The organism is Mesorhizobium sp. M5C.F.Ca.ET.164.01.1.1 (genome assembly GCF_004792125.1).
In the GTDB taxonomy this organism is placed as follows: domain Bacteria; phylum Pseudomonadota; class Alphaproteobacteria; order Rhizobiales; family Rhizobiaceae; genus Mesorhizobium; species Mesorhizobium wenxiniae.
Genome location: NZ_SRTG01000001.1, coordinates 1 through 23,155 on the forward strand (window position 1 = coordinate 1; position 23,155 = coordinate 23,155).

At 60.4% G+C, this 23,155-nt stretch carries 22 protein-coding genes and 2 pseudogenes; 10 read left to right on the forward strand and 14 right to left on the reverse strand.

The features are described from left to right. Both EN807_RS00005 and fni read left to right on the forward strand, forming a co-directional pair. On the forward strand, positions 1–779 hold a 779-nt coding region (locus tag EN807_RS00005; protein WP_135933419.1), incomplete at its 5' end, for a hypothetical protein. A gap of 85 nt (positions 780–864) precedes the next feature. Further along, on the forward strand, positions 865–1,995 hold the full coding sequence (fni, locus tag EN807_RS00010; RefSeq protein WP_246683986.1) for a type 2 isopentenyl-diphosphate Delta-isomerase: 1,131 nt from the start codon (positions 865–867) through the stop codon (positions 1,993–1,995). A 424-nt stretch (positions 1,996–2,419) separates the two neighbouring features. Here the strand turns inward: fni and EN807_RS00020 are convergent, their stop codons facing one another. Together EN807_RS00020 and EN807_RS00025 are read right to left on the reverse strand one after the other, a co-directional pair. Further along, complete coding sequence (locus EN807_RS00020; protein WP_127211018.1) at positions 2,420–3,154, reverse strand: RES family NAD+ phosphorylase; 735 nt, start codon at positions 3,152–3,154, stop codon at positions 2,420–2,422. Next, a complete protein-coding gene (locus EN807_RS00025; RefSeq protein ID WP_135933420.1) occupies positions 3,135–3,521 on the reverse strand; it encodes an MbcA/ParS/Xre antitoxin family protein in 387 nt (128 codons plus the stop codon). The genes EN807_RS00020 and EN807_RS00025 overlap by 20 nt, the downstream gene beginning before the upstream one ends. 148 nt (positions 3,522–3,669) lie before the next feature. Between EN807_RS00025 and EN807_RS00030 the strand changes: the two genes are divergently transcribed. From EN807_RS00030 to EN807_RS00045, 4 genes are read left to right on the forward strand one after another with little or no spacing between them, the layout of a single operon-like run. After that, positions 3,670–4,386 carry a multiubiquitin domain-containing protein gene (locus EN807_RS00030; RefSeq protein ID WP_127211020.1) on the forward strand — a complete coding sequence of 239 codons (717 nt, stop codon included), beginning with the start codon at positions 3,670–3,672 and terminating at the stop codon, positions 4,384–4,386. After that, positions 4,379–4,816, forward strand: a complete 438-nt coding sequence (locus EN807_RS00035; RefSeq protein WP_127211021.1) for a putative metal-binding protein — start codon at positions 4,379–4,381, stop codon at positions 4,814–4,816. Before EN807_RS00030 ends, EN807_RS00035 begins: the two co-directional genes overlap by 8 nt. Next, a complete protein-coding gene (locus EN807_RS00040) occupies positions 4,813–5,283 on the forward strand; it encodes a Mov34/MPN/PAD-1 family protein (protein WP_135933421.1) in 471 nt (156 codons plus the stop codon). Before EN807_RS00035 ends, EN807_RS00040 begins: the two co-directional genes overlap by 4 nt. Then, entirely contained in the window at positions 5,280–6,641 is a 1,362-nt protein-coding gene (locus EN807_RS00045; RefSeq protein ID WP_127211023.1) for a ThiF family adenylyltransferase, read from the forward strand. Before EN807_RS00040 ends, EN807_RS00045 begins: the two co-directional genes overlap by 4 nt. Before the next feature lie 89 nt (positions 6,642–6,730). Here the strand turns inward: EN807_RS00045 and EN807_RS00050 are convergent, their stop codons facing one another. Further along, positions 6,731–7,450, reverse strand: a complete 720-nt coding sequence (locus tag EN807_RS00050; RefSeq protein ID WP_127211024.1) for a hypothetical protein — start codon at positions 7,448–7,450, stop codon at positions 6,731–6,733. Between the two features lie 510 nt (positions 7,451–7,960). Between EN807_RS00050 and EN807_RS00055 the strand changes: the two genes are divergently transcribed. Beyond that, entirely contained in the window at positions 7,961–10,525 is a 2,565-nt protein-coding gene (locus EN807_RS00055) for a UvrD-helicase domain-containing protein (RefSeq protein WP_135933422.1), read from the forward strand. A 1-nt stretch (position 10,526) separates the two neighbouring features. Continuing rightward, positions 10,527–11,708, forward strand: a complete 1,182-nt coding sequence (locus EN807_RS00060) for a PD-(D/E)XK nuclease family protein (RefSeq protein ID WP_127209564.1) — start codon at positions 10,527–10,529, stop codon at positions 11,706–11,708. A 76-nt stretch (positions 11,709–11,784) separates the two neighbouring features. Here EN807_RS00060 and EN807_RS00065 read toward each other — a convergent pair whose 3' ends face one another. The 9 genes from EN807_RS00065 to EN807_RS00105 all read right to left on the reverse strand — a co-directional run bounded on the left by EN807_RS00065 (position 11,785) and on the right by EN807_RS00105 (position 20,029). Next, a complete protein-coding gene (locus EN807_RS00065; RefSeq protein ID WP_164759613.1) occupies positions 11,785–12,585 on the reverse strand; it encodes an HAD family hydrolase in 801 nt (266 codons plus the stop codon). Beyond that, positions 12,582–13,928: a VUT family protein gene (locus EN807_RS00070; protein ID WP_246683987.1), complete on the reverse strand. Its 1,347-nt coding sequence runs from the start codon at positions 13,926–13,928 to the stop codon at positions 12,582–12,584. The genes EN807_RS00065 and EN807_RS00070 overlap by 4 nt, the downstream gene beginning before the upstream one ends. Before the next feature lie 72 nt (positions 13,929–14,000). Next, positions 14,001–14,732, reverse strand: a complete 732-nt coding sequence (gene queC, locus EN807_RS00075) for a 7-cyano-7-deazaguanine synthase QueC (protein WP_127209561.1) — start codon at positions 14,730–14,732, stop codon at positions 14,001–14,003. Next, a complete protein-coding gene (queD, locus tag EN807_RS00080; protein ID WP_127209560.1) occupies positions 14,729–15,085 on the reverse strand; it encodes a 6-carboxytetrahydropterin synthase QueD in 357 nt (118 codons plus the stop codon). The genes queC and queD overlap by 4 nt, the downstream gene beginning before the upstream one ends. An 11-nt stretch (positions 15,086–15,096) precedes the next feature. Further along, a complete protein-coding gene (gene queE, locus EN807_RS00085) occupies positions 15,097–15,729 on the reverse strand; it encodes a 7-carboxy-7-deazaguanine synthase (protein WP_127209559.1) in 633 nt (210 codons plus the stop codon). A gap of 4 nt (positions 15,730–15,733) precedes the next feature. Beyond that, positions 15,734–16,840, reverse strand: coding sequence for a DGQHR domain-containing protein DpdB (gene dbpB, locus EN807_RS00090; RefSeq protein ID WP_127209558.1), 1,107 nt, complete (start codon positions 16,838–16,840; stop codon positions 15,734–15,736). Continuing rightward, positions 16,837–18,126, reverse strand: a complete 1,290-nt coding sequence (gene dpdA, locus EN807_RS00095; protein WP_127209557.1) for a tRNA-guanine transglycosylase DpdA — start codon at positions 18,124–18,126, stop codon at positions 16,837–16,839. Before dpdA ends, dbpB (EN807_RS00090) begins: the two co-directional genes overlap by 4 nt. Beyond that, positions 18,123–19,250, reverse strand: a complete 1,128-nt coding sequence (dbpB, locus tag EN807_RS00100; protein ID WP_206523286.1) for a DGQHR domain-containing protein DpdB — start codon at positions 19,248–19,250, stop codon at positions 18,123–18,125. The genes dpdA and dbpB (EN807_RS00100) overlap by 4 nt, the downstream gene beginning before the upstream one ends. Continuing rightward, a complete protein-coding gene (locus tag EN807_RS00105; RefSeq protein ID WP_127209556.1) occupies positions 19,247–20,029 on the reverse strand; it encodes a hypothetical protein in 783 nt (260 codons plus the stop codon). Before EN807_RS00105 ends, dbpB (EN807_RS00100) begins: the two co-directional genes overlap by 4 nt. Before the next feature lie 396 nt (positions 20,030–20,425). Between EN807_RS00105 and EN807_RS00110 the strand changes: the two genes are divergently transcribed. After that, positions 20,426–20,812, forward strand: coding sequence for a hypothetical protein (locus EN807_RS00110; protein WP_127209555.1), 387 nt, complete (start codon positions 20,426–20,428; stop codon positions 20,810–20,812). Then, on the forward strand, positions 20,809–21,333 hold the full coding sequence (locus EN807_RS00115) for an RES domain-containing protein (protein ID WP_135933424.1): 525 nt from the start codon (positions 20,809–20,811) through the stop codon (positions 21,331–21,333). The genes EN807_RS00110 and EN807_RS00115 overlap by 4 nt, the downstream gene beginning before the upstream one ends. 35 nt (positions 21,334–21,368) lie before the next feature. On the opposite strand, the pseudogene EN807_RS00120 reads toward EN807_RS00115, so the two are convergent. After that, positions 21,369–22,091 (reverse strand): annotated as a pseudogene (locus EN807_RS00120) (SMC-Scp complex subunit ScpB). Positions 22,092–22,093: 2 nt separating this feature from the next. After that, positions 22,094–23,047: pseudogene (locus EN807_RS00125) on the reverse strand (DUF1403 family protein). Positions 23,048–23,155: the final 108 nt, after the last annotated feature.

Sequence of the window (23,155 nt, forward strand, 5' to 3'; positions counted from 1 at the left end):
CGAGCCTGCGCGACACCAGCGCCCGCACCGGCCGCGATCCGCAGGACGAAACGCTGATCGTGGCGTTCTATCGCGAACTGGCGCTGCTGTTCTGGCTCGACGATTGCAACGACCTTGGCCTGATCGCGCCGGAGCAGCTCGCCGCGGTGGAGCAGGCGCTGGGGAAGGGCGTGCCGTGCGCGCTCCCCGGATTCGAGGGCTGCGCTCAGCTGCGCGCTTCGCTGGCTGCGCTCGCCTACGATCGTCGCGACTATGCTCGGCTTCTCGAAGATACCCGGTGCTACTGCGCGGCGCTGCGCGCCGGACACGCGCAGGAGGCAGGGGCGGAACGCTGGTCCTACGCCGAGTACCTGCACAATGGCATCGATTCGATCGCTTACGCGAACGTGTTCTGTTGCCTGTCGTTGCTGTGGGGGCTGGACATGGCAACCTTGCGCGCGCGTCCGGCGTTTCGCCAAGTCCTGCGGCTCATCTCCGCGATAGGGCGCCTGCAGAACGATCTGCATGGACGCGACAAGGACAGGTCGGCCGGCGGGGCCGACAACGCGGCGATCCTGCTGCTGCAGCGCTATCCGGCTATGCCTGTGGTGGAGTTCCTCAACGACGAGCTGGCCGGCCATACGCGCATGCTGCACCGGGTGATGGCGCAAGAACGCTTTCCCGCGCCGTGGGGACCGTTGATCGAGGCCATGGCGGCCATCCGCGCGCAGTACTACCAGACCTCGACCAGCCGCTACCGCAGCGACGCTGCGGGGGGAGGCCAGCGTGCGCCGGCCTGAACGCGCGGGAGGCGGCGGCGTGCGCGCGCTGCCGTCGGTCCGATCCGACGCAACGCCGTCGCCCGATGCGACGGCTGGAGCGAGCATGAGCGACAGCGCCCTGAGCCGGCGCAAGAACGACCATCTGGACATCGTGCTGGATCGGCGAACGGCGCCGGCCACGGTCGCCGCCGGCTGGGAGTACATCCGTTTCGAACACTGCGCATTGCCCGAGTTGGACCTGACGCAGATCGACCTGCGCGCCTCGCTGCTGGGCAAGACCATGCGCGCGCCGCTGCTGATCAGCTCCATGACCGGCGGCATGCCACGCGCCGAGGCCATCAACCGGCATCTGAGCGAGGCAGCGCAAGCCTTGGGGATCGCCATGTGCGTCGGTTCGCAGCGCGTGAGCCTGCAATCCCGCAACTCCCAGGGGCTGACGCGCGCGCTGCGCCGCCTGGCCCCAGACATTCCCTTGCTGGCCAATATCGGCGCCGCGCAACTGCGCGAGGCCGACGGCCTGGACCTGGCGCGCCGGGCGGTGGATGCGCTGGAGGCCGATGGACTCATCGTCCATCTCAATCCGCTGCAGGAAGCGGTACAGCTGGAGGGCGACCGCGACTGGCGCGGCGTCCTGGCGCAGATCGCTCGCGCCGCGCGCAGCGTGGGCGTGCCGATAGTGGCCAAGGAGGTGGGGTCGGGCCTGTCCGCCACGGTGGCCTGTGCGCTCGTCGAGGCGGGCGTGGCGGTGATCGATGTCGCCGGCGCCGGCGGCACCAGTTGGGCCGCGGTGGAGGGCGAGCGCGCCCGCAATGCCGCCGACCGTGCAGTGGCGATGGCGTTCGCCGATTGGGGGATTCCGACCCCGGCCAGCGTGCAGGCGGTACGTCGGGCACTGCCCACGGTGAAGCTGATCGCGTCGGGCGGAATCCGCGACGGCGTCGACGTGGCCAAGGCCATCCGCCTGGGCGCGGACATCGCCGGGCAGGCGGCCAGCGTGCTGGGCGCGGCGACAGTGTCCACCGAGGCGGTTGTCGCGCATTTCGAGATCGTCATCCGCCAGTTGGCCGTCGCCTGCTTCTGCACCGGCTCGGCTGATCTGGCGGCGTTGCGTCAGGCGCGCTTGCTTGAGCCGGGCAAACCCTCAAGCACATTGGACCGCCTCCGCGCTCCGGACGCAGTTGACGTGGGCTCAGCCAGAGGCGTACCGGCATTCTGGAGGCCGAATAGGTCTTAGCGGAAACTCTGCTACGGTTCACGAATATGGAGCGTTTGGCAGAGCAGCGCAGCCAGCTAGCTCGGGTAGGAAGACGCCAGTGATATCATTCAAAGGCGCGATCAATGTTCTTCTCCGGATGCTCGGACTGTCGAAGTCCGAACCAGTGGAACCTCTGGGCGGGTGGCGGCCGGTCATCGGATTAGAGTGTTGGAAGAATGCTGGACGGCCGCCCCCTCTTATGTGGAAGGCATGTAACGCGCGGACGCGCGCCACCTTCAAAGCAGAGCTCACCTGTTCGAACGGTCATGGAGTGTCACTGCGTAGACACTCGATTGCTGCGGATGGAAGGGTGTTGCCGAGTGTCGTATGCCTGGCGCCTGGTTGCAGCTTCCACGATTTCGTACGGCTCAACGGCTGGTCGGCAGGCGCTCTGTGACTTTGCTTAGGCTGCGGCGAGAACGTCGTCTTCGCCTGCCAGCGCCGACGCCTCGATACGAACTCCCTCATTATCGAAGGCATAAAGGATCGAGATGCGCTTCCCGTCCCACACGTAGCGAAAGTGCACCGTCTGCCGAGATCGCTCCAAGACGTCTCCCGTCACTATGGCGAGGCAAATGCCGGCCGGCCGCTCGACGGGACGGAAGAGGATGCCCTGGGCGCCCTCCGGCATCTTGGCCCCGATCTCGCGCCGCCGCTTCTCGTCCAGCCCAGCAGGCAACCCTTCAATATCGCGAAGATCCCACAAGGTGCCGTTGACTGGGGTGCATAGCATCCGCATGTCAAGCCCGATTGACGCCTCCTCAGTCGCCTTTAGGAAGGTTTCCCGCTTTGCGACGGATACCGCCAAAGCCGTTTGCCGCTCAAATGCGATCTCAAGGCACGGCCGGTCCTCACCAAAGAACGTAGTGCCATCGGGGTTACCGTATGCGAACGGCGCAAGGTTCCAATTCTGGAGCCGCGGGTCCGCACTGGCGTCGCCCTGCGTCGCCTGTTTCAGCCGGTCGAGGGAGCGAAGTCTGGGGTTGGTGAGGTTCTCAAGAGAGACGATCTCGTCCTGCCGATCACTGTTGATCAACCCCTCATAGACGTTGACTGGAGGAAAGCGGGACGGGATGAGCCGGAACGCGTCTCCGGACCACTTCACCAAAGGAGCGTTCTCAAGCGCCACGCTGGGCATCGAGGTATCTCCTTACGCGAATGATGCCCGACATGCCCTCAAGCATAACGTCGAGAGCGCTAGCGCCGTCAAAGTACCGGTTCTTTGCACGCACCCAAGCCTCACCACGCTCGTCCTGCGTGAAAAGGATGCGCAAAGATTTCCAGATCCCGAGCATGTGGGAGACTCGCTCCCGGGTGTCGGGGGGCGGCGTTCCGCCCTCCTTCTTCCACTTGAAGAAGGTCGATCTCCCCGGGGATCCGAGTAAGGTGATCTGTTCTTCGGTCGAAAGGTGCCACTTCTCTGCGACGGCGAAAAACGCCTCTAGCTCGACCGGAATCGTAGGTTGCCCAGCGCCCTGCCGGGCGGCGGGTGCTTCAACATGCATCAAACTCCTCCTGTCTAAAAATGGACTTGACTGGCAGACCGGTCCCGATATAGACCAGTCCACATCGGGACTCGAATCAAAGAATAGTCCAAACAAGTCTGACGTCAAGAGTCTGGCTGCAAGAGCCCCGGCCATACGGAGAATAGCGATGAACAAAGTAGTGGAAATGGAAGGCCGCACTCGCGGCGTTAACTACCCGGTCAATGGAATCGACGTGGAGTTCTCGGACAACGTCATTACCGGCCGCGAAGCACTCACGCATTCGGGCAACGTGCCCGCGAGCGAGCACCAACTCATCTTGGTCCGCGATCGCCGAACCCATCTGATCGGCACCGACGACGACATTGACCTCAAGAAGGAAAGGGGCGGCATCCTGCGCGCCTTCCTATCGGACCGCACCTATGGCTTCACCGTCGATGAAGTTGGTCAGGTATGGGGCACCGACGATATCGAGGTTGATGAATTCCTGTCGATCTGGCCTCCCCTCGACGGGCACCATTGGGTTCTCGAGCGCGAGGAGGAGCCGGACACGGTGCTTCGCCACGGCGGGTTGCTGTCGTTCGGTGAAAACGGCGTCGAGGATGTCGTCTCCCGCAAAGACGCGCATCCCGACAAGGTGCTCGTAACGGTAGTTACCACGGCGGGCACCTTCCCCGCCGAGGGAGCTAAGCGCTACCCGGCCTCAACTCCGATCACTCAGGTGCTCGCCGATGCGGCGCGCAAACTCCATCTCACCGGCACTGAGGGTTGGGTCGTCACAGTCGCCGGTCACGACGTAAGCCCGACGCAGACCCTCGCCGAGGCTGGTTTGGTCGGGCAGGTCGCGCTTGAATGGGGTGCGCGCGAGGGAGGCGGCGGTGCTTGAAGCGCTTTCCCGTGCGGCGTTCGACCGCGACATAGGGCGCATCGATCCACGATCCGCCCAAATGTACCGCTGGTCGATTCTTGAGTCGAGCTTCCCAATCCTGGACGTTCTTTTTGACCATAACACGGCCGCGCCGCTGAGGCTCCGCCTGAACTGTACCGAATGGGACGAGCTTCCCCCCGCAATCGAGCTTCTCGACAGCAAGGGAAGGCACTTGGATACGGCACCGCCGAATGGTGGTGGCGTATTCAACGGAGGCCCACATCCGAATACCGGGCGGCCGTTTGTCTGCATGCGGGGTGCGCGCGAGTATCACGTGCACTCCAGCCACACGACCGACCTCTGGGACAACTACCGCGGTGTGTCCGGAATGGACCTCGGCGGCATCGTGCTCCAGCTCTGGCGGGCATGGAAGAGGAGCGTCGGATGAGCGCCGTAATATGCACGCGCGAGATGTTGCGTACGACCATCAACATTCTCAGGCGCGGCGGAGAATGCCGCCATGAGCGAGTTGTACTGTGGCTATCGACCGCTGCCGTGCGCACGCCGGCTTCTATCATCGAGGTATACGAACCTGAGCAGATTGCGGACATCGACTACTTCAAACTGCCGCCGGCCTCTATGCAGGCCCTCATGGATCATCTCAGGTCTACTCGGCGACGGATCGTAGCGCAGATCCACACCCATCCAGGTCGCGCCTACCATTCCGATGTCGACGCCAAGTGGGCGATCATCCGGCACGTGGGTGCGCTTTCGCTCGTCCTCCCCCACTTTGCCGCAACGACCACCCCGGAGAACTTCCTGACGGAGGTCATGACGTACGAGTACTCGCCGGCCGGAGGTTGGGACCACTGCTCGAACTCGGGCCTCGATGCTCGTCTGATGGTAACGGCATGAGCACCGCCGCTCAGCAGAACGCACTAATGCTGGCCGCCCACATAGGCGTCAACGAGGTCGAAGCCAGCGAGCGGCTGAAGCGTACTGTACTCGTAACCACCGAACCCGGGTGGAAGTCGGCTTGGGCTTATGAGGTCGGTCAGCTCCTTGGGCGCACGGTCGAGGCCAAGTTCGATCTCGATGACACGGCGCCCGATTTGGAGTTGATCATAGGCTCTAGCGCTCCTCGCACAGGAGCCAGGCGCCTTTACGCGGACCTTGGCGCAATCGATGCAGCCATCTCCCTTTTGCCCACGGAGCGGCATTTCGATAAGCCTCATGGTCTCCATGCCGCGGCTGCTGCCTGTGCGGCTGCTGCGGCTGCGGTGTATGTCGTTATCGACGATACCGCGCTACCCGCAGTACGGCTGCCTATGCGCCTCGATTATGCGCAACTTGGGATTCCAAAGGGGGCGCTGTCTGGGTCGATTGAGCTGCAGGACGCAGTCATGGCCGGCGCTGGCGCTGTAGCGCACGGGTTCCTTCGCGCCGCGCGGCATCTGAACGTCCGTGGCGATTTGGCAATCGTCGACCCCAAAGTGGTTCAGGCCGGCATTTTGAATCGCTGCATGTACCTTCGGGACGAGGACGTAGGGAGGGACAAGGCCGTGGCGCTCGCTGAGCGCGCCCAGTCCGAGTTTCCCAATCTGGCAATTCGGCCGTACGTAACCGATTTCAAGGCACTTGTCCGCGATCTTCGTCATCCCCCGCAAACGGCCTTCGTAACTGTCGACAGTCGGCTCGCGCGTCGGTCAATCCAACTTGAGGTGCCTCACCGCATTATCGACGCCTCTACCACCGATGTGCGTGGTGTGGTGGTCCACTCGAACGTCCTGCCAACAGATCACGCATGCCTGGCCTGCATCTACCGGCATGTCCCAGAGGAGTTTGCGCGCGAACGGTCAATCGCGGAGGGTCTTGGGGTCGATATCGCGGATGTGCGTGTCGGTCTGATTACCGAGGACATCGCGCATCGGATAGTGAGAACGCATCCCTCATTCACCGCGGCGGAGCTAATCGGCATCGCGTTCGACACCTTGTTTCGCCAGATCTGTGCCGAGCAGGCGCTGGCGACACCCGAAGGCCGGCAGGTGCTAGCACCGTTTGCGTTCGTCTCCGCCTGGGCCGGCGTACTGATGGCAGTTGAGATGCTCAGGTCGTTTGCGGGAGCAGCCACCACGAACTATTGGTCGATCGATCCATGGAACCTGCCAATCGCACGGGGACGAACGCTGCGCCCGCGGCACCCCGACTGCCAATTCTGTTCAAGGCCAGAGTACGAACCGGTCATTCGGAAGCTTTGGGGTGAGCTGGGCTGAAGTGCGTTGGTCGTTTGCCATTGTGGCTGCCTGCGCTTCGCACAACCTAAGGCCAATAGGCGAGCATTGGCGGGAAAAGATAATCGCACCTAGAAGGCCACCGTAATCCTGTGATCCGCGGCTTCTTGAAGGACTTGTTTGTTAACGAGGTCGCTAATCGCACGTTCGACCGATTCTTCTTGGTACTCTCCCTTCAGGCTTTCAACGATCATACGTCGGTCTGGAATAACGGGTCCTATGGCCTCTTCGTATCGGCCTTCCTCCAAAGCTACCGGGTCGTTGACCCTTGTCTTTGCAGCCAGGACGCAAACCTGTTGAAAAACAGCCTTTTCCACGGGGTCATGTATCTTAACGAAATGTGCCGATAGCCTCCGCACGAGTTCCGCAACTGAAATCGCTAGGCCTCCGCCCAGCAGCGCGGCAGATGGGGCGCTCGCAACCAAGACAGCAATGCCTGCAACACCAAACATGCTGTCTAAAATGGCAGGTGAGACGCGAAAAACTGCGTTATGACTAATCCGCACATGCATCAGCAGACGGCCGTTGAAGCGGGCGGGAGGTTCCTGGAGCGCCTTCGACTCGAAATTTTCTGTCAGTGTCTCATGGAAGCCGGCCATCGCTTCTAAAACTCGTGGCCCATGAGGAACCTGAGCCGTTGCGAAAGAGGGATCGGCCCGCACGAGCTTCGCGTGGGCTTCGCCAGGCAACCGGTGTAAATCGGTATCGAACTGCCAATTGTTGGTCGCGACCAACTGCAAGGCATCCGCGTAGGCGATAATTGGACGCCGATCAGTAAATTGGTTTTCCATATCCCGCCCCAGTTGAGATCTAGGATAATGCCATAGGCACCAATCCTCGCAAGGCTCGGGGATTCACCGGACGCAACTCTAATCCCCCAAATCGTCAGCAGATGTAGCCTGTTGAACCGGTCACCGAAGGGTTTTGGCAGCGCTTCCTCAACATGCAGCCACCAAATGAGTGTCAGGCACCAAGCAAGTGCTTGGAGATTAAGACTCGGGCTACCCTTATCTAAACGAATCAAGCACATAATGGTCACGGCAAGCTATGAAGTCGTTTGTCGCGATTTGGGTCGGTGATTGCTTGGGTTCAAAATCCGCCAGAAGTTCTGAAAGCGCTGAGAGAGACGCGATACTTTTTGGGGATTCTTGACGCATGCGCTTTGTGCATGCCCCAACTGGGCACTGAAAAGTCGACGTTTTTCTAGTTCATCGCGGGCAGGGGCGTGACTATGGGCAAATTTGCAACTGCAGTTATCGCAGCGTCTTGGGTCCGAGAACTAGTGGCTCCGGCCGAGGTCTATGACCTTGCCGCGCGCGGCGTTGCAAAAATTTCGCCTTCGAGCGCCCCATCAACGTTTGCAAGCCACGGTAAGGCTATGGTGTGCGATTTGCAGCAAGGCCTCGCGTACGTTTGGGTCGGAGGACACGGTTTTGCTTGAGTTCCGTACCGCACCCGCCCTTGAGGAGTTTGCTGCCGTTGTTTCGGCAGCGCTGTCCACCCACCAGCCGAATAGGAGGCAACGGGATGCGATTGAGGCTGGGCCCCGCGTGCCCCTGTTGGTCGTAGCAGGGCCAGGCACGGGAAAGACGACTACGCTCGTGCTGCGCGCCCTGCGGTTCACTTTCGTGGATGGCATCGCGCCCGAGGACATCTTGATCACGACTTTCACGGAGAAGGCCGGGCGAGAGATACGCTCCCGATTAATTGAATGGGGGACTAGTTTGCGCGCCTACCTGATCGCAAAGGCGCGAGACGCGGGCGACGAGGAGCATGTGCGCCACCTCACCAAGGTAGATGTGAACCGATACATAGCCGGCACGCTGGACAGCATCTGCGAGGATGCGGTGCGGGACATGCGCGAGCCAAACGAGGCCCCGCCTGTCATCCTCGAACCATCGGCCGCTCGAGCAGTCCTTTATCGCAGAGGCGAAGTTTGGTCGGAACTCCAGAAGCTAGGGGACCCCTTTAAGGCTTATCTCGGACGCTACGGGTTCTCCGGCGACCCCACGCGGAACAACGGCGAAGCGACTGAGATCGTCCGGACGATAATCGATCGCCTAGTGCAAGACCGAGTGAACCTGAGCAGCTATGCCGCTCCCCACACCGACAAAGTGTTCAGACAGGCCATTCTCCGAATTAAAGAGCGTTACGAATCACATCTATCGAGGACCAACCAAATGGACTTCGCGCTGCTCGAGCAGCGCTTCCTGGATCGTCTGGTCGCAGGCAGGCTTCCCCGCAGCATGCAGTCACTTCACATGCTTCTGGTCGACGAGTACCAAGATACCAACCCGTTACAAGAGGCGATTTATTTCGAGTTGGTGCTCCGCACAGGTTGCTCGATGACCGTTGTGGGTGATGACGACCAGTCGCTGTATCGCTTCCGAGGCGCCACTATCGAACTGTTCCGCGACTTTCGGGAGCGAGCCAGCGCCGAATTGGGATGCGGGGAACCGCAACTTGTGTGTTTGGAAGAGAACTATCGGTCGTCCGAGCAGATCGTGGAATTCTTCTCCCAGCATATCGGGAACGATCCGGACTTTGAGCCGGCACGGGTCATTCTTCCGTCCCCGCTTCAGCGGCGGGTAGTGTCAACTTCCGGCCATGCCGGTATTGGTGTGATTGGCATGTTTCGGGACGATCCGGCGACGCTGGCAGCGGATCTAGCCGACTTTTTGCACCGGGTCTTCCGACAGGGTGGTCGCATACCGCTCTCCAACGAAGACACGCTCCTTGAGCCCATCCTACCCGCAGATCCGGGTGGCGACCTGGGCGATGCTGTCTTGCTCGCCTCAACTGTGAATGAGCGGGGACGCCCCTTCCGAGGGCAGCCAGGGAAGGAACGCTTACCACTCCACCTTCGCCAAGAGCTTGAGACGCGCGGGCTGAAGGTCTTCAACCCTCGTGGGCTGGCCCTTCGCGATATTCCCATTGTGCAGCAATTCCTCGGCTTGGTGCTCGAATGCATAGATCCAGCCCCCAGCCCCGGATCCCGCGGCGTCGGGCAGCAGGCTGCGTTCCTCACCAATGACGCCCACGATTTTATGGACCAATGGCGCGTCGCCGCTCAGAGTATGCTGACCTTCAATTCGCGGGGTCCTCGTGGGGATTTGCTGTCAGACAAAGTTGATCGCTGGCGCCGCTTTGCAGTGCACGGTCGCGACAGTGAATCCGAATGGCCTGTGCTGGATATCTGCTACTCCTTCCTCCCCTGGTTCTCTCGTTTCCAAGACGACCCAGAAGCGCAGGTCTACTTGGAGGCGATCACTCGAACGGTGGCCGCAGCATCGACTTTCTCTGGTTACAAAGCGGCAATCCAGCGCGACGAGCCGCATCGCACTCGCTCAATAAACGGCGCGATACGCGACGTTCTCAACCCTATAGCCGAAAATCTCGTGGCGGTGGATGAGGAGATCATGCCGAGTGTGCCTCGAGACCGGCTCAACATCATGACCATCCATCAAGCGAAGGGGCTTGAGTTTCCCTTGGTGATCGTCGACGTATCGTCGGACTTCAAGACCAATCACCGTACGCAACGTTTTAAACGATTTCCCGATGAGGAAAGTTCTGTCGTTCTGTTGGAAGACGACCTCGCCGCCGTAACCCCGGTGGGGCCTGCTCGTCAACGCAGAAGCGGAATGCAACGAACCTTCGAGGACCTCATCCGGCTCTACTACGTAGCTTATAGTCGACCGCAGAGCCTCCTTATGTTGGTTGGTTGTCAGCAGGGCTTACAATTCCGAACCAGCATAAAAAATGTTGCCAAGTTCTGGCGGCGAGACGAAAGTTGGGCTTGGGTAAGCGACCCGCGGCTTCGACCGCCGCCCGTCGATGCCGATCTTCTTCCATTCATCAGGATTTGACATGCATCTCGCGCGCAAGCGTCCAGACCGGATCGTCCCGGAGTACTCACTGACGGGCGATCTCCTCTCGTTCCGTAGGTGTGCCCGGCAGTACCGGTATCAGAATGGGAGTGCGCTCCCACCCTCTCGGCCTGTGCAGCTCTGGTATGGCGAGTTCATGCACGGTCTATTGGAGAACGTGTACCGGCTTTGGGAGAGCCGGGGTGGCCTACCCTTCCCCATCCCCTACACCCAGCTGGCGCTGAGTGACCCCATCGAGCCGCCGAAGCCGGGCTTGCCCGATTTCGATTTGCGATACCTCGGTTGGCCGGTTGAGGAGTCGCTGTTCAATCAGAATAAGCGTGCCCGCAGTAGAAAAGCGCGGCTCGCCGCGTATCGGCGCGCCGAGGCTGCCGTCAACATGCTTGGACCCCACCTCTTTCCACTCATCGCCGAAGCTGAGGAGCGAGTCATTGGCACACGGGACATTCCCGGCTCACTCACCAGCCAACAGCGCGCCGAAAAATACGCTCTCACCGGCGTCATTGACGTGCTTACCGAGCTCGAACTCGGCACCGCAGACTCCGACAATTTGATACGTCGCGCGGTTCAAGCTGCATGCCCTGATCTGAACGGCGAGTTCGAGGTCATCGTCGACTACAAGGGCACTCGCAGGCCGGATACCGGAACGGCCGAATGGACCGACGGCGAGTGGCAGGTGCAGACCTATGCCTGGCTTCGCCACGAACAGCGGCGGAGCCGAAGAGTCGCAGCTGGTATTCTCGTCTACATCAACGAGCTTGCGCCGGGCGAAGGCGATATCCTGGCACTGCGGGCAGCCCTCCGTGCAAGTCGAACGGATGTCGCCGCAGTCCGCGATAGCGACAAGCGCATGCTGGAAAATTGGCGACCTGGCGCTCGAGCTGATTTCAGTCCCGAGTTCCTTTTCAGCCGCGCCGTCCGGGTAATTCCTATCAACGATGCGAGCATCACCGTCGCCACCGGGGCGTTCGACCAAACGGTCGCCAGCATTGAGACGTGCGTTCAACTGGAAGAGACGGCTGTCAGCATCCTCCAGACCTGGGTAGATGACTGCAAGGACGCAAAGACGTGTGCTGCATGTGACTTCCGTTATTTTTGCGAAGGCTATCAGCGCACAGGCAACAAGATCGGTGAAGAAGACACCGTGCAGGATGAGATTTGAGCGCAGGTCAGCGGTGGCCCGAGCTGTCACTCACGCAAAGCGTGCGTGAAGCTGCTCCTATGTAGGTGTCGATTTCCTATGGCCGGCCTAGGCTAGAGCCTGCTTGCTGATTGGTGGCCAGAATGATGTCTGCCCCTTGGTCAAACTGCTCGACGCGGTAGTCCGGTCCAACCGCGGCTTCATCAGGTTCCCATTGCGGTCGAAAACGGCTTGGAATGTAGATGGTGACAAGCCCCGCAGCCTTCGCGGGCGCGATGTCGCGCTGGAGTTGATCGCCGATCATGAACGCCGGCAATCGCACGCGCGCAAGTTTCTGGACACGTTGAAACAATCGTTCGGACTTAGGCGCCTCGACTACCCTATCGAAAAACTGGTTTAATCCGTGCTGATCTGCCGTCTGGATGACGCGATTCCTAGCACCTTCCGTTAGTACCAGGATCAGCACCCCCCCATCAAATAGACGCTGGAGACCGTTGCGTACCCCCGGAAGAAGGTCCGGGATTCGTCGGATGTACTGAACAAATTCTCGTTCAATCTGTTCAACCAAAGAGGGATCAATGCCGCTCGACGTCGACCGTTCTGCCCAAGCTCTCTTGGCCGCGGTGCCAGCTTCGTCGCCTCGAAGGGCAAAAGCGATCCCAATCGCTAACAGGCGGGGCGGATAGCGAAGGCCCAAATGATGTTGTTCCGCTAGTGCCTGATCGACTCCGCGCACAAACGAGAGGCGATCCGAGCGAGCCGTGGAGTGCCCAACAGCTCTCTCGACGCTTTCCAGCAAATTCAACTGCGCCACAGCAAATACGCCGTCGGTATCCCACAGCGTATTGTCTGCATCGACGAACGCGATACGTCGTCCGTCATGCTCCTCCTCGGTCACTGCGTTTGGCCCGATTTTTCCGGCGTCGGCGTCCGGATTGGAGTCGCTGTCTTATCCAACGGTGGCACCAGCGCAAAGGTGGTCGCGTACGCCAAGAGCCAGAACAAGAGCACCCGCGTTGCTATAGCCAGTATCGCCTGGGCGGGCACAAGGTATCGCACTTTGTCAGCGACTTTTGCGGCGATCAGGTAGCTCTCCACGACGTAATTCTGAAAGTAGCGAAGCTTGACATTGCCGGCTAACTTGGTCCGATCGTCGGTGGCGACGAACGAGCTTGCCCACTCATCCGGCAGAACCCCCAGTATTCCAGTGTAAAACAAGAACGACTTCGCGCGACCACCCTGTGATGTCTTGGGGTAGCGAAACCGGGCGCGGATGGCGTGAAATGTAACCATAGCTCCACAGATCGACGACAATGCGAAGGCGGCGAAGCCGAGATAGGCGACACAAACGAGCGCCAGGTGCCACCAAGGGACCTCAGGTTTCGCCAGTAACGACTGGAGCGGATACAGGTCGACCAACTTCCCGAAGAGAAGGCCGGACATTGCGCTCAGAAATGTAATAATGGTGAGCAAGCGTGTGGCTTTGCCGTCTTGGTAGTCGGTGAGCGCTTTGACTTCGTCAAGACTCTCACGCGCACGGCTGAGTAGGCCGTCCAAATCGTCACTGTTGGGCGCGAGATCCGTGAGCGCGGTCGTTGCCTTCTGGATCAACTCGGCGTCGCCAACTGTCGTCCACGAACCATCGGCTTGTTGTACGCGGGGAAAGTAGGCGATAGATCGTCTGGTGAGTGCATGCCAGATTGCACACCACGCACTGATTTCTGTTTCCTCGCCGGCCGTCGTCTCCCATGGAGGCTGGAGTCCCAGTTGCCGGTCACGAGCGCGTAAGCACGCGAGGACAGGTACTGAAATCAGCACCATCAACGTCTTGCCTACGATCTGTCCGGGCAGAAATTGAAGGGACCCGAACGCCAACGTAAGAAAAACAACGCTATCTACTACCAAGCCAACAACGCTACTGGCAACGACCGCCCGTATAAGGCCGCGACGCTGCAGCGGAGTGAACACCAGCAAATCAGCTGTTTCCGACAACAGAAAAGCGGCAACGGAAGCCACTACGAGGGCCGGTGGCGCGAAAGTCGTCGAAAGCGCCGCGCCGGCAACGATAGCCGCCACCGCCCACCACAATCCCAGACGCCTTTGAACCAAATCCCGGAGCACCAGAGCGAGCCCGACGAATAGAACGCCGCTCGGGGCAGTCAGGCCCGGCGCGACGGGTATGACGCACGGACCGCTTGGCAAGCACTCGGTACCAACATGGCCGATAAAGTAGTTGGCCAACGGGATGCAGGCCGCGAAACCAGCTAGGAAAAGTCCCCCCTCAACGTACCGTCTTTGATCTGAATTTGTCACTCAGGTATCCCCCTCCATATCAACTCGCTCAGCCTTAAACCGATCGAAGCCGCTTGCTCGTAACTCGCAAGCCGGACAACTTCCACAGCCATAGCCCCAGGGATGGCGATGATTGCGCGCTCCGAGGTAGCACGTGTGGCTCTCCTCGAGGATCAACTCGACTAGCTCGTTGCCGCCCAGTTCTGCTGACAACCGCCACGTCGCGGCTTTATCTATCCACATGAGTGGTGTCTCGAGAACGAAGCGCCGTTCCATACCAAGGTTGAGCGCAACTTGCACCGCCTTGATGGTGTCATCTCGACAGTCGGGATAACCCGAATAGTCTGTCTCACACATGCCGCCAACGATGTGCTTGAGGCCTCGCCGGTACGCCAATGCGGCCGCAAACGTAAGGAAAACGATATTCCGGCCTGGAACGAAGGTATTCGGCAAGCTCGAAGCTGAGACCTCGATCGACATCTCCCGAGTCAATGCCGTTTCGGAGACTTGGCCGAGCACAGACAGGTCGAGCGTGTGATCGTCGCCGAGCCGTTCTGCCCACACCGGCTTTAGCGCCTTAATGCCCCTGCGTAGCTGCACCCTCTGGTCCAGTTCGACACGGTGACGCTGGCCGTAGTCGAAGCCCAGCGTCTCGACACGCGCAAAGCGATCGAGCGCCCAAGCAAGGCAGGTAGTCGAATCCTGTCCACCGGAGAACAGAACAAGCGCGCCTTCGTCGGTTGATGACTTCATGATCCGTCGTACTCCGCCCAGCAAAATGGCGTCTCGAACACCTTAACTTGCGTGAGATTTCCCAAACTCGGTTTCAGTCTGTCCCAGATCCATATGGAGATCAGCTCCGCGGTCGGGTTTTCGAGATCTTTCACCTCGTTGAGCGTGTGGTGATCCAATTGCCGTAGTACGGGCTCAAAAGCCGCCTCGACATCGAAGAAATCGACGACGAACCCAGTCACAGGATCGACGGGTCCCTGCAGCGTCAACTCAACACGATACGAATGGCCATGCATGCGATGGCAGCGATGGGTTGACGGCACATTGGGCAGCCGGTGTGCAGCCTCGAAAGTGAAGCCCTGAACAATTTTCATGCGATCTCTCTTTACGGGATGCCGAGCAATTTGTGGGTCTGCAGGCTCAGGCGCCACTGGGGATTTGCGAGACAATAGGCGATCGCCGCCTGGACATTTGCATCTCTCTTTGCTCCGTCCATGGCCTGCAGAAAGAAATGACTGAATGCGAGCCCCGAGAAGACCTCGGGGTCAAGCCCGTCTTGGGGATAGACAAGCTTCAACTCGTCACCGCCGACGAGCGTGAGCGGCGCGCCGGCCTTCGGACTTACACAAACCCAGTCCAGCGACGAAGGCAGCTGCAACGTGCCATTGGTCTCGAGAGCTATCTCAAATCCCTGTCGGCGCACGGCTTCCACCAAGGATGCATCCAACTGCAGCAGCGGTTCGCCGCCCGTAAACACGACATACCGGTGACGCTCTCCGGACCCCCACGTATTCGCGATCGCACGTGCCAAATCTTCCGCATCGACGAACCGGCCGCCGCCAAGACCGTCCATGCCGACAAAATCGGTATCGCAAAACCGGCAGACCGCGGATGCTCGATCCCGCTCACGCCCCGACCAGAGATTGCATCCCGCGAATCTACAGAATACGGCTGCGCGCCCCGTTCTTGCCCCCTCCCCTTGGAGGGTCATGAATATCTCTTTGATAGCGTATGTCATGGTACTAACCGGTCGTCTCGATCAGACCGATGACGCCAGCTCGAGAGCTTCTGCGTATTTTTACGTCGGAACGAACAATGCCGATGAGGTACTGCGCGAGAGTAACGATGTCGCGGTTGACATTTTGAATTGCCTTCCAATGTCGTCGATCTCCGCCGCCGAAATCCCATTTGCCGGATGTCCAAGCGGTTTTCCCCACCAAGCATCGGAGACCCTTAGAGAAGTCTTCTCCAGTTCGTGCACCGTCTAAAAGCGCCAACACCTCCATTACATAGCCCATCGCCATAATGCCTGCGCCATGAACCAGGCGGGAGGATTTGGGTGCGTGCCCACGCCATTCGTCCCGGAACACGGTCTGCACGGCGCGGTAAAACTCGCTGATGAGATCGAAACACTGATCATGCCCGTTCCTTCGACGTAAAAGTTCGCGCATCACACCATCGCTGGCCGAATTGATGACCACTCGCTGGATTGCCGTATCGCGAATTATTCCGTCGGGATTCGTATGCTGATGTATCAACCCGCGCAGAGAGGATCGCTCGTCATAGTTCAACCGAGCAGCGAGGTCCGCGGCCAAAGAACGATCGCTAAGGCGACGCGGCAAACCCTCGACCGTCGGCAGCAGTTCATAAATCAGCGACTTCGGGAGCGGGCGAGTATTGTTGATAAGCACGAACTGCCGGCGGAGCTCCTCGTCGTCGGCGCAGACGACGGCCGAGACAAGGACCTGAAAGTCCTTACCTTCAACCTGGGACAACGCAGTCAGACGCTGTTGACCGTCCACGACCAGTCCGAGCGGGCCATGGTCAATGTCGATCTCAACGGTACAAGGTCCCTCTTTGAGAGGACCGTTGACGGTGATGCCGCTTGTGAAGGCAACGACTATTGGATTTGGGAGGATCGCGTCAGCCTTCTCCAAGTAGTCGCGGATTTCCCTAATATGACCTGCAATTTGCGGACGTTGGAACCCGCGCAACTGCCCAGTGGCGTCCCGCGCCACCCGGTCGATCGTTGCAAATTGCATTAGTTCGGACGCCCTCGCAGCGAAGGAAAGCACCGTGTGCGTTTCGCTCTGACGTGCTCTGATGGCCGGGTAGGTTAGGATGGTCATTGAATTCGCTCGTTGATGGGAAGGCGTGCAACCAACTGCTCGTAAACCCCGAGGTTGTGAATGCCGCGCCGCTTGTTTCGATTGCTGGCTCGAAAGATGATGACTTCAATGGACAGCGCCTGACAGATCGGACAGGCGCAACGCGTCCAGGGCCGATCAGTCAGGGTTCGGCGATATCGCGCTCGTAGTTGGTCAATGGACTGCACGCCCGGCAAATGCTCCAAAGGGGCACCCATTACGGCTGGCACCGCGTAGGCGAGTACAGCCTCCAGAACCTCGTCCAGCGCGGCCTCCTCCCGGTCGAAAGCCCGGAGTGCTGCGAGTGCAGTCCGCTCCATCGTGACGAGACGCTCCTGGTTCAGTGCCCCGCGCTTCGCCAATCGCTGGAGCTTGGGGTTCTCCACGGCCTGGGGGACGCGAATAGCAGTATAGTAGGTTAGCTTTCCGTCCGATCCGGGAAGGTAGTAATTCACCTTCGCGTCCTTAAATGCCCGGATCAGCGGCGACGTGGTATCGAAGCTGGTGACCCCGAACGGCACGAACGTTTCGATCTCATCGGCCTTGGCGAATCCTAGGATATGCAAGCGCACGGTAGCAGGGATTGCTTCTCGAATTTCGCGCAGGCATGCCTTGATCTGAGGTGACTTAAGAGGAACGGTTCCCCCCACCGCCAGATAGTCATAACCCATCGCCACGAGGCGACGGGCAGCATCTGCCATACTGCCGGGCGACCACCCTTGGATCACCCCGAGCGCGGTAAACCGATTGGACATCTGTCGCGTCGCTCGAAGAAAGGCTTCGGCATTCTCTAAGGTAATGTCGAGCCGCCTCCGCGCCTCCTCAGTCCCGCCGGACGTGCCGACAAGGTCCTGGTCGAAATCGAAGATGATGTGATCGACCGAGCAGCCATGCGTAAATCTTCCATCATCGTAAAATTCAGCAGTGTCCTCTGGCGTGTAAGGTGGCAACTCTTCCTTGTGATAGGTGAAGGCGCCGCAATCACCAAAAATCGGCAAATGAGCGAATTCAGGCGTGTCCAATCGAAGGAACGTTCGCGCGCCTACCCGACGGAAACGCATGGCCTGCGCCTCGGTGTATTTCCCGCCAACCGCAGCTCCACCGACGATGCCGCGTGAAACCAATACCCCGTCGTAAGGGGCATATCCCATGATCTCGTGCGGATAAACATCGTCCCAATACGGTGTGCGGCCTGCAGCATAGCGATCGCGGATGAAGTCATATCGCGGATCGACGTGGTCGAGGCTGTCTGCAAAGATGAATTTCATCGCGACGGCCGGGACAGCTCTCGATCCTTTCGGATCAGGTAATCCGCGAGCTTCGCGATGTGTTGCGGCGTGCCTTGCACCTCATTCCAGCGCCAACCAAGCTCTTCCCAAACCCCCTCTGTCCAGCAACAGTATGGCGCCAGCCGGCGCAGCGACTCGCGGACCTCCACCTCAGGCGTTGCCGAACTGTCGGCGCGCAACATGATGGGGTCCATTAAGGCCCCCATCACCCGTATGCCGGCAGAGTGCATAAGCCTGCTCTCAGTTGACGGTCGCCCCCAGGCTTCCGGGAAAATTTCGCGAACAGCCGTCCAATAGAGGACTAACGCGTTAAACATCGCATCCGGCTCGCTATCTTCGCCACCGCGTTTGTATGGGCTGAGTGCGCCCATGGGCGGCTTTAGGTTCTGCTTTATGGCGTCGACTATTGCTGTGTCAGTCACGACCGCGGCTGTGCCTTCAAGGTCCGAAGGGCGCTTGATCAGGCGAAGGAAAGGCGACTTCTGCTGCCTGTTCAATAGATTGCAAAGTTCACTCGGGAGCTTGTTAGCGGCGAGATCTCGAGGCAACAGCGTCCCAACTTCAGGGAGCAGTTCGTTAATTAGACGCGGATCGAGCGGTTTAACCTTGTTGACGAGAATGAATTGTTCGCGATGCAATTGAACGTCCCTCGATACAAATCCAACAACAGGCACGGGGATGCGGCTATTCTTAGCTTGCGCCAGCGCCAGTGAGCGTTGCTGCCCATCGACGATCCAAGCTGCACGATCGCCTTCCTCTCGAACCGGGATCGACAGGGTGCCGGTGTTGGCGAGTTCGATCAGACCCTTCGGCTTCGGTCCGCGAGACGGCTCGAATTCTACGTCAAGCGATAGTGCAAGAGTGATCGCGTTGGGAAACAAGACGGGGCCACCACTGTCGAGGAACTCGACAATCTCTTTGACGTGAGCGCGGATCTCTTTGCGTTGGAAGCCCTTCAACTCGTTCTCGTCGCGGCGGATGCGGCTAATGTCTGCCACGCGCGACAAATCTGATCCGTACAGGAAGAAGGCGTACACATCGATACCCTCGCCCTGCTGAGTCTTTACGGCGCGCACCACGAGCGACTCTACGCGGTCCATCATGGTGCCTCCTGCTCACTCTTAACCTCGGCGACCAATCGAGCGAACCGCCCCTGCTCGCAGGCGATACCGACTTCGTCGCGCAACAGTCGAAGCAGCCGCGTGGATTGTCCGCGAGTGCTGGCCCAGTGAAGACGTAGCAGCATCGCAATCTCTTTGTCCGACACTCGCGCTCGAAGTGGCCGCGGTCGCGGCAGACTTCCAGCGAGCCGCCGCTCTACATCCGCCTGGTGTTCGAATGCGGAACCATACGGTCGTGCCTTCAGCACCACCTCGATAAAGTGGCGCGCAGCCCGAGAGGCAAAGTCTGCGCGCGTTCCTGGGTTCGGACTGTTACGGCCATCGAACCGATCGTCATAGGGCATTTGGGCGGCAGCTATATCGTCAGAAACGCCGCTTACATCAGAACCGCTAATGATCCGGATCCGGGGCTTGAGCGCACTGGGGAGTGCGGTCAGATCATCCGCTATCATCGTCAGATATGCCCTGGGCAACGCTATCACGACCAGCCCTGTTTCGGCGCGAAGGCGGTCAAACAGCGAGCGTCGCCCCTCAACTAAATGCATCCACCAAGCTTTGGCGCTTGCGCGTGGATCCGACTTTGCAGTGACATCGTTAGGCGAACCCGCCGTGATGGTTAAGTTATAGGACGGCAGTAAGTCGTCGCCGTCGACGACGCCCAACCCGGCCGATACAATCACGGGCGCCGCCCCGATCACACGGGCTGCCTGCATGGCTTCCTGAAAGCCTCGTCCGCAATAGAGCCGCGAAGCAGGCGCCATTGGAGCGGCACTCCGGACACGCCGAAGCCACTCGTTGCTCACTTCCCTTATCCGTCCCGGCCCAAGGTCGCGCGCGCAAAGCTGAGCGAGCGGGGCAATCCGCTTCCGCAGCGTGCAGGCGGTCACAATAAGGGTCATTAGATTGCGGCACCAAGTTGCTGGATGACGTCTGACTCGCCTTATTGCGACCCCGCTCGCCGAGCCGCATTAATAACTGCGGAATCTACATCGACGCAAGTAGAGAAACTGCACCGGTTAAAAAAAGGCTTCCGCAGTATCTAGGCGCACGATCGCTGGCGGGCCAGGCAGTGCGCTGGAATGGCCCCTGGCTCTGTTCACTTGCTATGCCTAGAAATGTGCATATATTGTGCGTATGAGAGAGGTCGGAGATTTGTCATGACCCAGGCACAGCTCGCACATTCCACTGTGATCTCAGGCTTTGTCGACAGCCTGCAGGAGCCGCGCACACCTTATATCTCACCGAAGCGCCTGTCGCAGGCGCTTGGCGTGAAGGTGGCCAACCTGGCGCAATTGACTGGCGTCCACCGCAACACGCTCCGCAACCCGTCATCGGAGCGCCTGCAGGGCCGGCTGCGCGAGATGGTCAAGGTGATCTCGGCGGCGACGGAGCTCACCGGGGACGTCGACAAGGCAATCTACTGGTATCGCAATGAGCCGATCGCCGACTATGGCCATCGCACTGCGGCCGAACTCGTCGCCGACGGCCAAGTCGAAGCAGTCCTGGCCTTCATCCGGGATCTCGAGAACGGGGCGCGCGGGTGAAGGTCACCCGCGTCGGGCCGGACGAGATCTTCCTTCGCTATCTGACACCCAAATGGGCCTTCCTGCCCACCAGCGGTGCAGGCGCAGCGATCGACGGCCGTCGTTTCAACCGGCCAGGCGTCGAAGCGCTTTACTTATCCCTCGCCCCTCAGACAGCGTTGGAGGAATACAAGCAGGGCGCCAGCATCACCCCGCCGGCCACCCTTGCCGCCTACAAGATCACGCTTTCCGAGGTCGCCGATCTTTCGCAGGGGTTCGACCCAAATGCCTGGGATAGTGCCTGGAAGGAATGGGATTGTGCCTGGCGCCAGATCACTCGCATCGACAGGAAGATACCTTCATCGTGGAAGCTTGCGGACCTGGTCATCACGACCGGGCTTCGCGGTATCCTGTTTCCCTCGCTGCGCCACGCCGGCGGCACTAATCTGGTGATCTTTCCGGCCAACCTTGTCGAAGGCGATCACGTCGCGGTCCATGATCCAGATCGGCGGCTGCCGCACGACCAGTCACCCTGGCCGTAAACCTCCGACCGGAGCGTGGCAACGCGCCAATCCATTTAGGCCGTCTCGTCTCCAACGACATCGACCCTTTCTTCTTCCTCTTCGCCGTCCGCTTCCCTGCTTGCCAGCCCAACCGGAATATCGCCGGCCAGCAGCTTTCCTTCGACAGCAGCCCGGCGTCCTCGAGCGCCTCGAAATCCGGCAGCTGGCGTAGCGTATCGAGCCCGAACTGCGACAGAAAGTTTTTGGTCGTCACATAGGTATAGGGCGCCCCCGGCTGCGGGCTGCGGGGTCCCGACGCGATCAGCTCTTGCGCGCGCAGCACGCCGATCAGGTCGCGCGACACCTCCTTCGCGAAGAAGCTCGACAACTCGCCCCGGGTGATCGGTTGGAAATAGGCAATGCACATAAGGACAGGCGCCTCCGCCTGCGACAGCTCTTTTTCCCCTTTGCCGCCCTTGCTGGCCGAAGGCGGCGTGTATGACGTCGCCAAAAACCTTTTTGGTTCGGTGCTGCCAGCCGCCGGCGACCGAAACCAACTCGTAGGGCCGGCCGGCGAGCTCGGCGCGAATGTCGTCGATGATCAGCTCTAGATTGCAGTTCTTCCCCACCACCCGCGCGAGGACACTACGTGTCACCGGTTCGCTGGCGGCAAAGATCACCGCTTCGACGCGGCCCATCCATTCGCGCCAGCGGAGCTCGGCCGGAAGGTGCTCCAGCTCGGTATCCAGCAAGGCCGGCTGAGCGTTTGGCTTCCGGCGGGCAGACGCTTCGCTCATCCCTACAACCCAAACAGCCTAAAGGTGGTGCGGCCCGACAACTCGCGCACGGCATCGAGTTGCTGCAGGCGCTCGAACAGGCGCCGCGATGCAAAGCGCGACAGGTTCTTCGTCGCCAGCGATCCGGAGACGGCGTCTTCACTGAGCAGCAGAAAGATTACGTCGCCGGCGCCTTTGGCGCGCAGTTTTGGCGCCACCGCCAGGAGTTTTTCGGCCCGGCGCGACAGCTCGGCGGCCAACCGACAGGCGTCCGCGGCGGCCGCAACGAGCGCGACGCAAACCGCCCGCTCAAAGTTCTTGTCCCCGGGCCGGATGCGCCGGCCACCGCTGGCCTCGGTGCGGAAGGATGGTCCAAAAACCTGCGCCATCAGGAGCGGCAGGGGCCGCTGCCAGCCCAGGCGTTGCGCCAGTACCAGGTCGGCGAGCCACCAGGCAAAAAGCTCGGAGTCAGGGCGCATGGTGACGACGTGACCGGCGATCGCCGCGGCGTCGAACGGCGCCGGCCGCTGCGATCCCGCCAGATTTTCGATCTCCGTGGAAAGCGCGGCGAGCGCTGGACCATCCCAATGGAGCCCGAGCTGGTCGACGATCTTTTCGAACCGATCGGCGCTGGCGGCGGGCGGCTGCACGGCCAGCTGCCGCCAGGCGCCAAAGACAGCGCCGGCGGGACCGGGATCAGAACCTGAGGACGCAAATGCCAAGCATCGCGCAAGCCCGCCGCGTCCTCGGCGCGGCCGGCGAGCCGCATGCTGGCGGCGGCACAGCGGAGCGCCAGCCGCTGCCGCCAAGCCCCGGCCCAGAAAGGCTGAGCGCGCGAGCGTGTCGAGGGCACCCAGGGCGGCGCCGGCCCGGAAGGCGGCGTCGCCGTCGCTCGGCGCGCCGGCGGTTGTGATCGCCCAAGCCGGAACGGAGGGCGGTGCAGAGGAGCTAGCGGTCGCGGGATCGAGGCGAATCATGATTTGGAGCGTAAAGTGCCGGTGCGCTTTTTACTATGATTTTTGTGCCAAAACGCACAGCCTGTCGGCGCGATAAAACGAATGATAATGTTGCCTTATCAATCATTT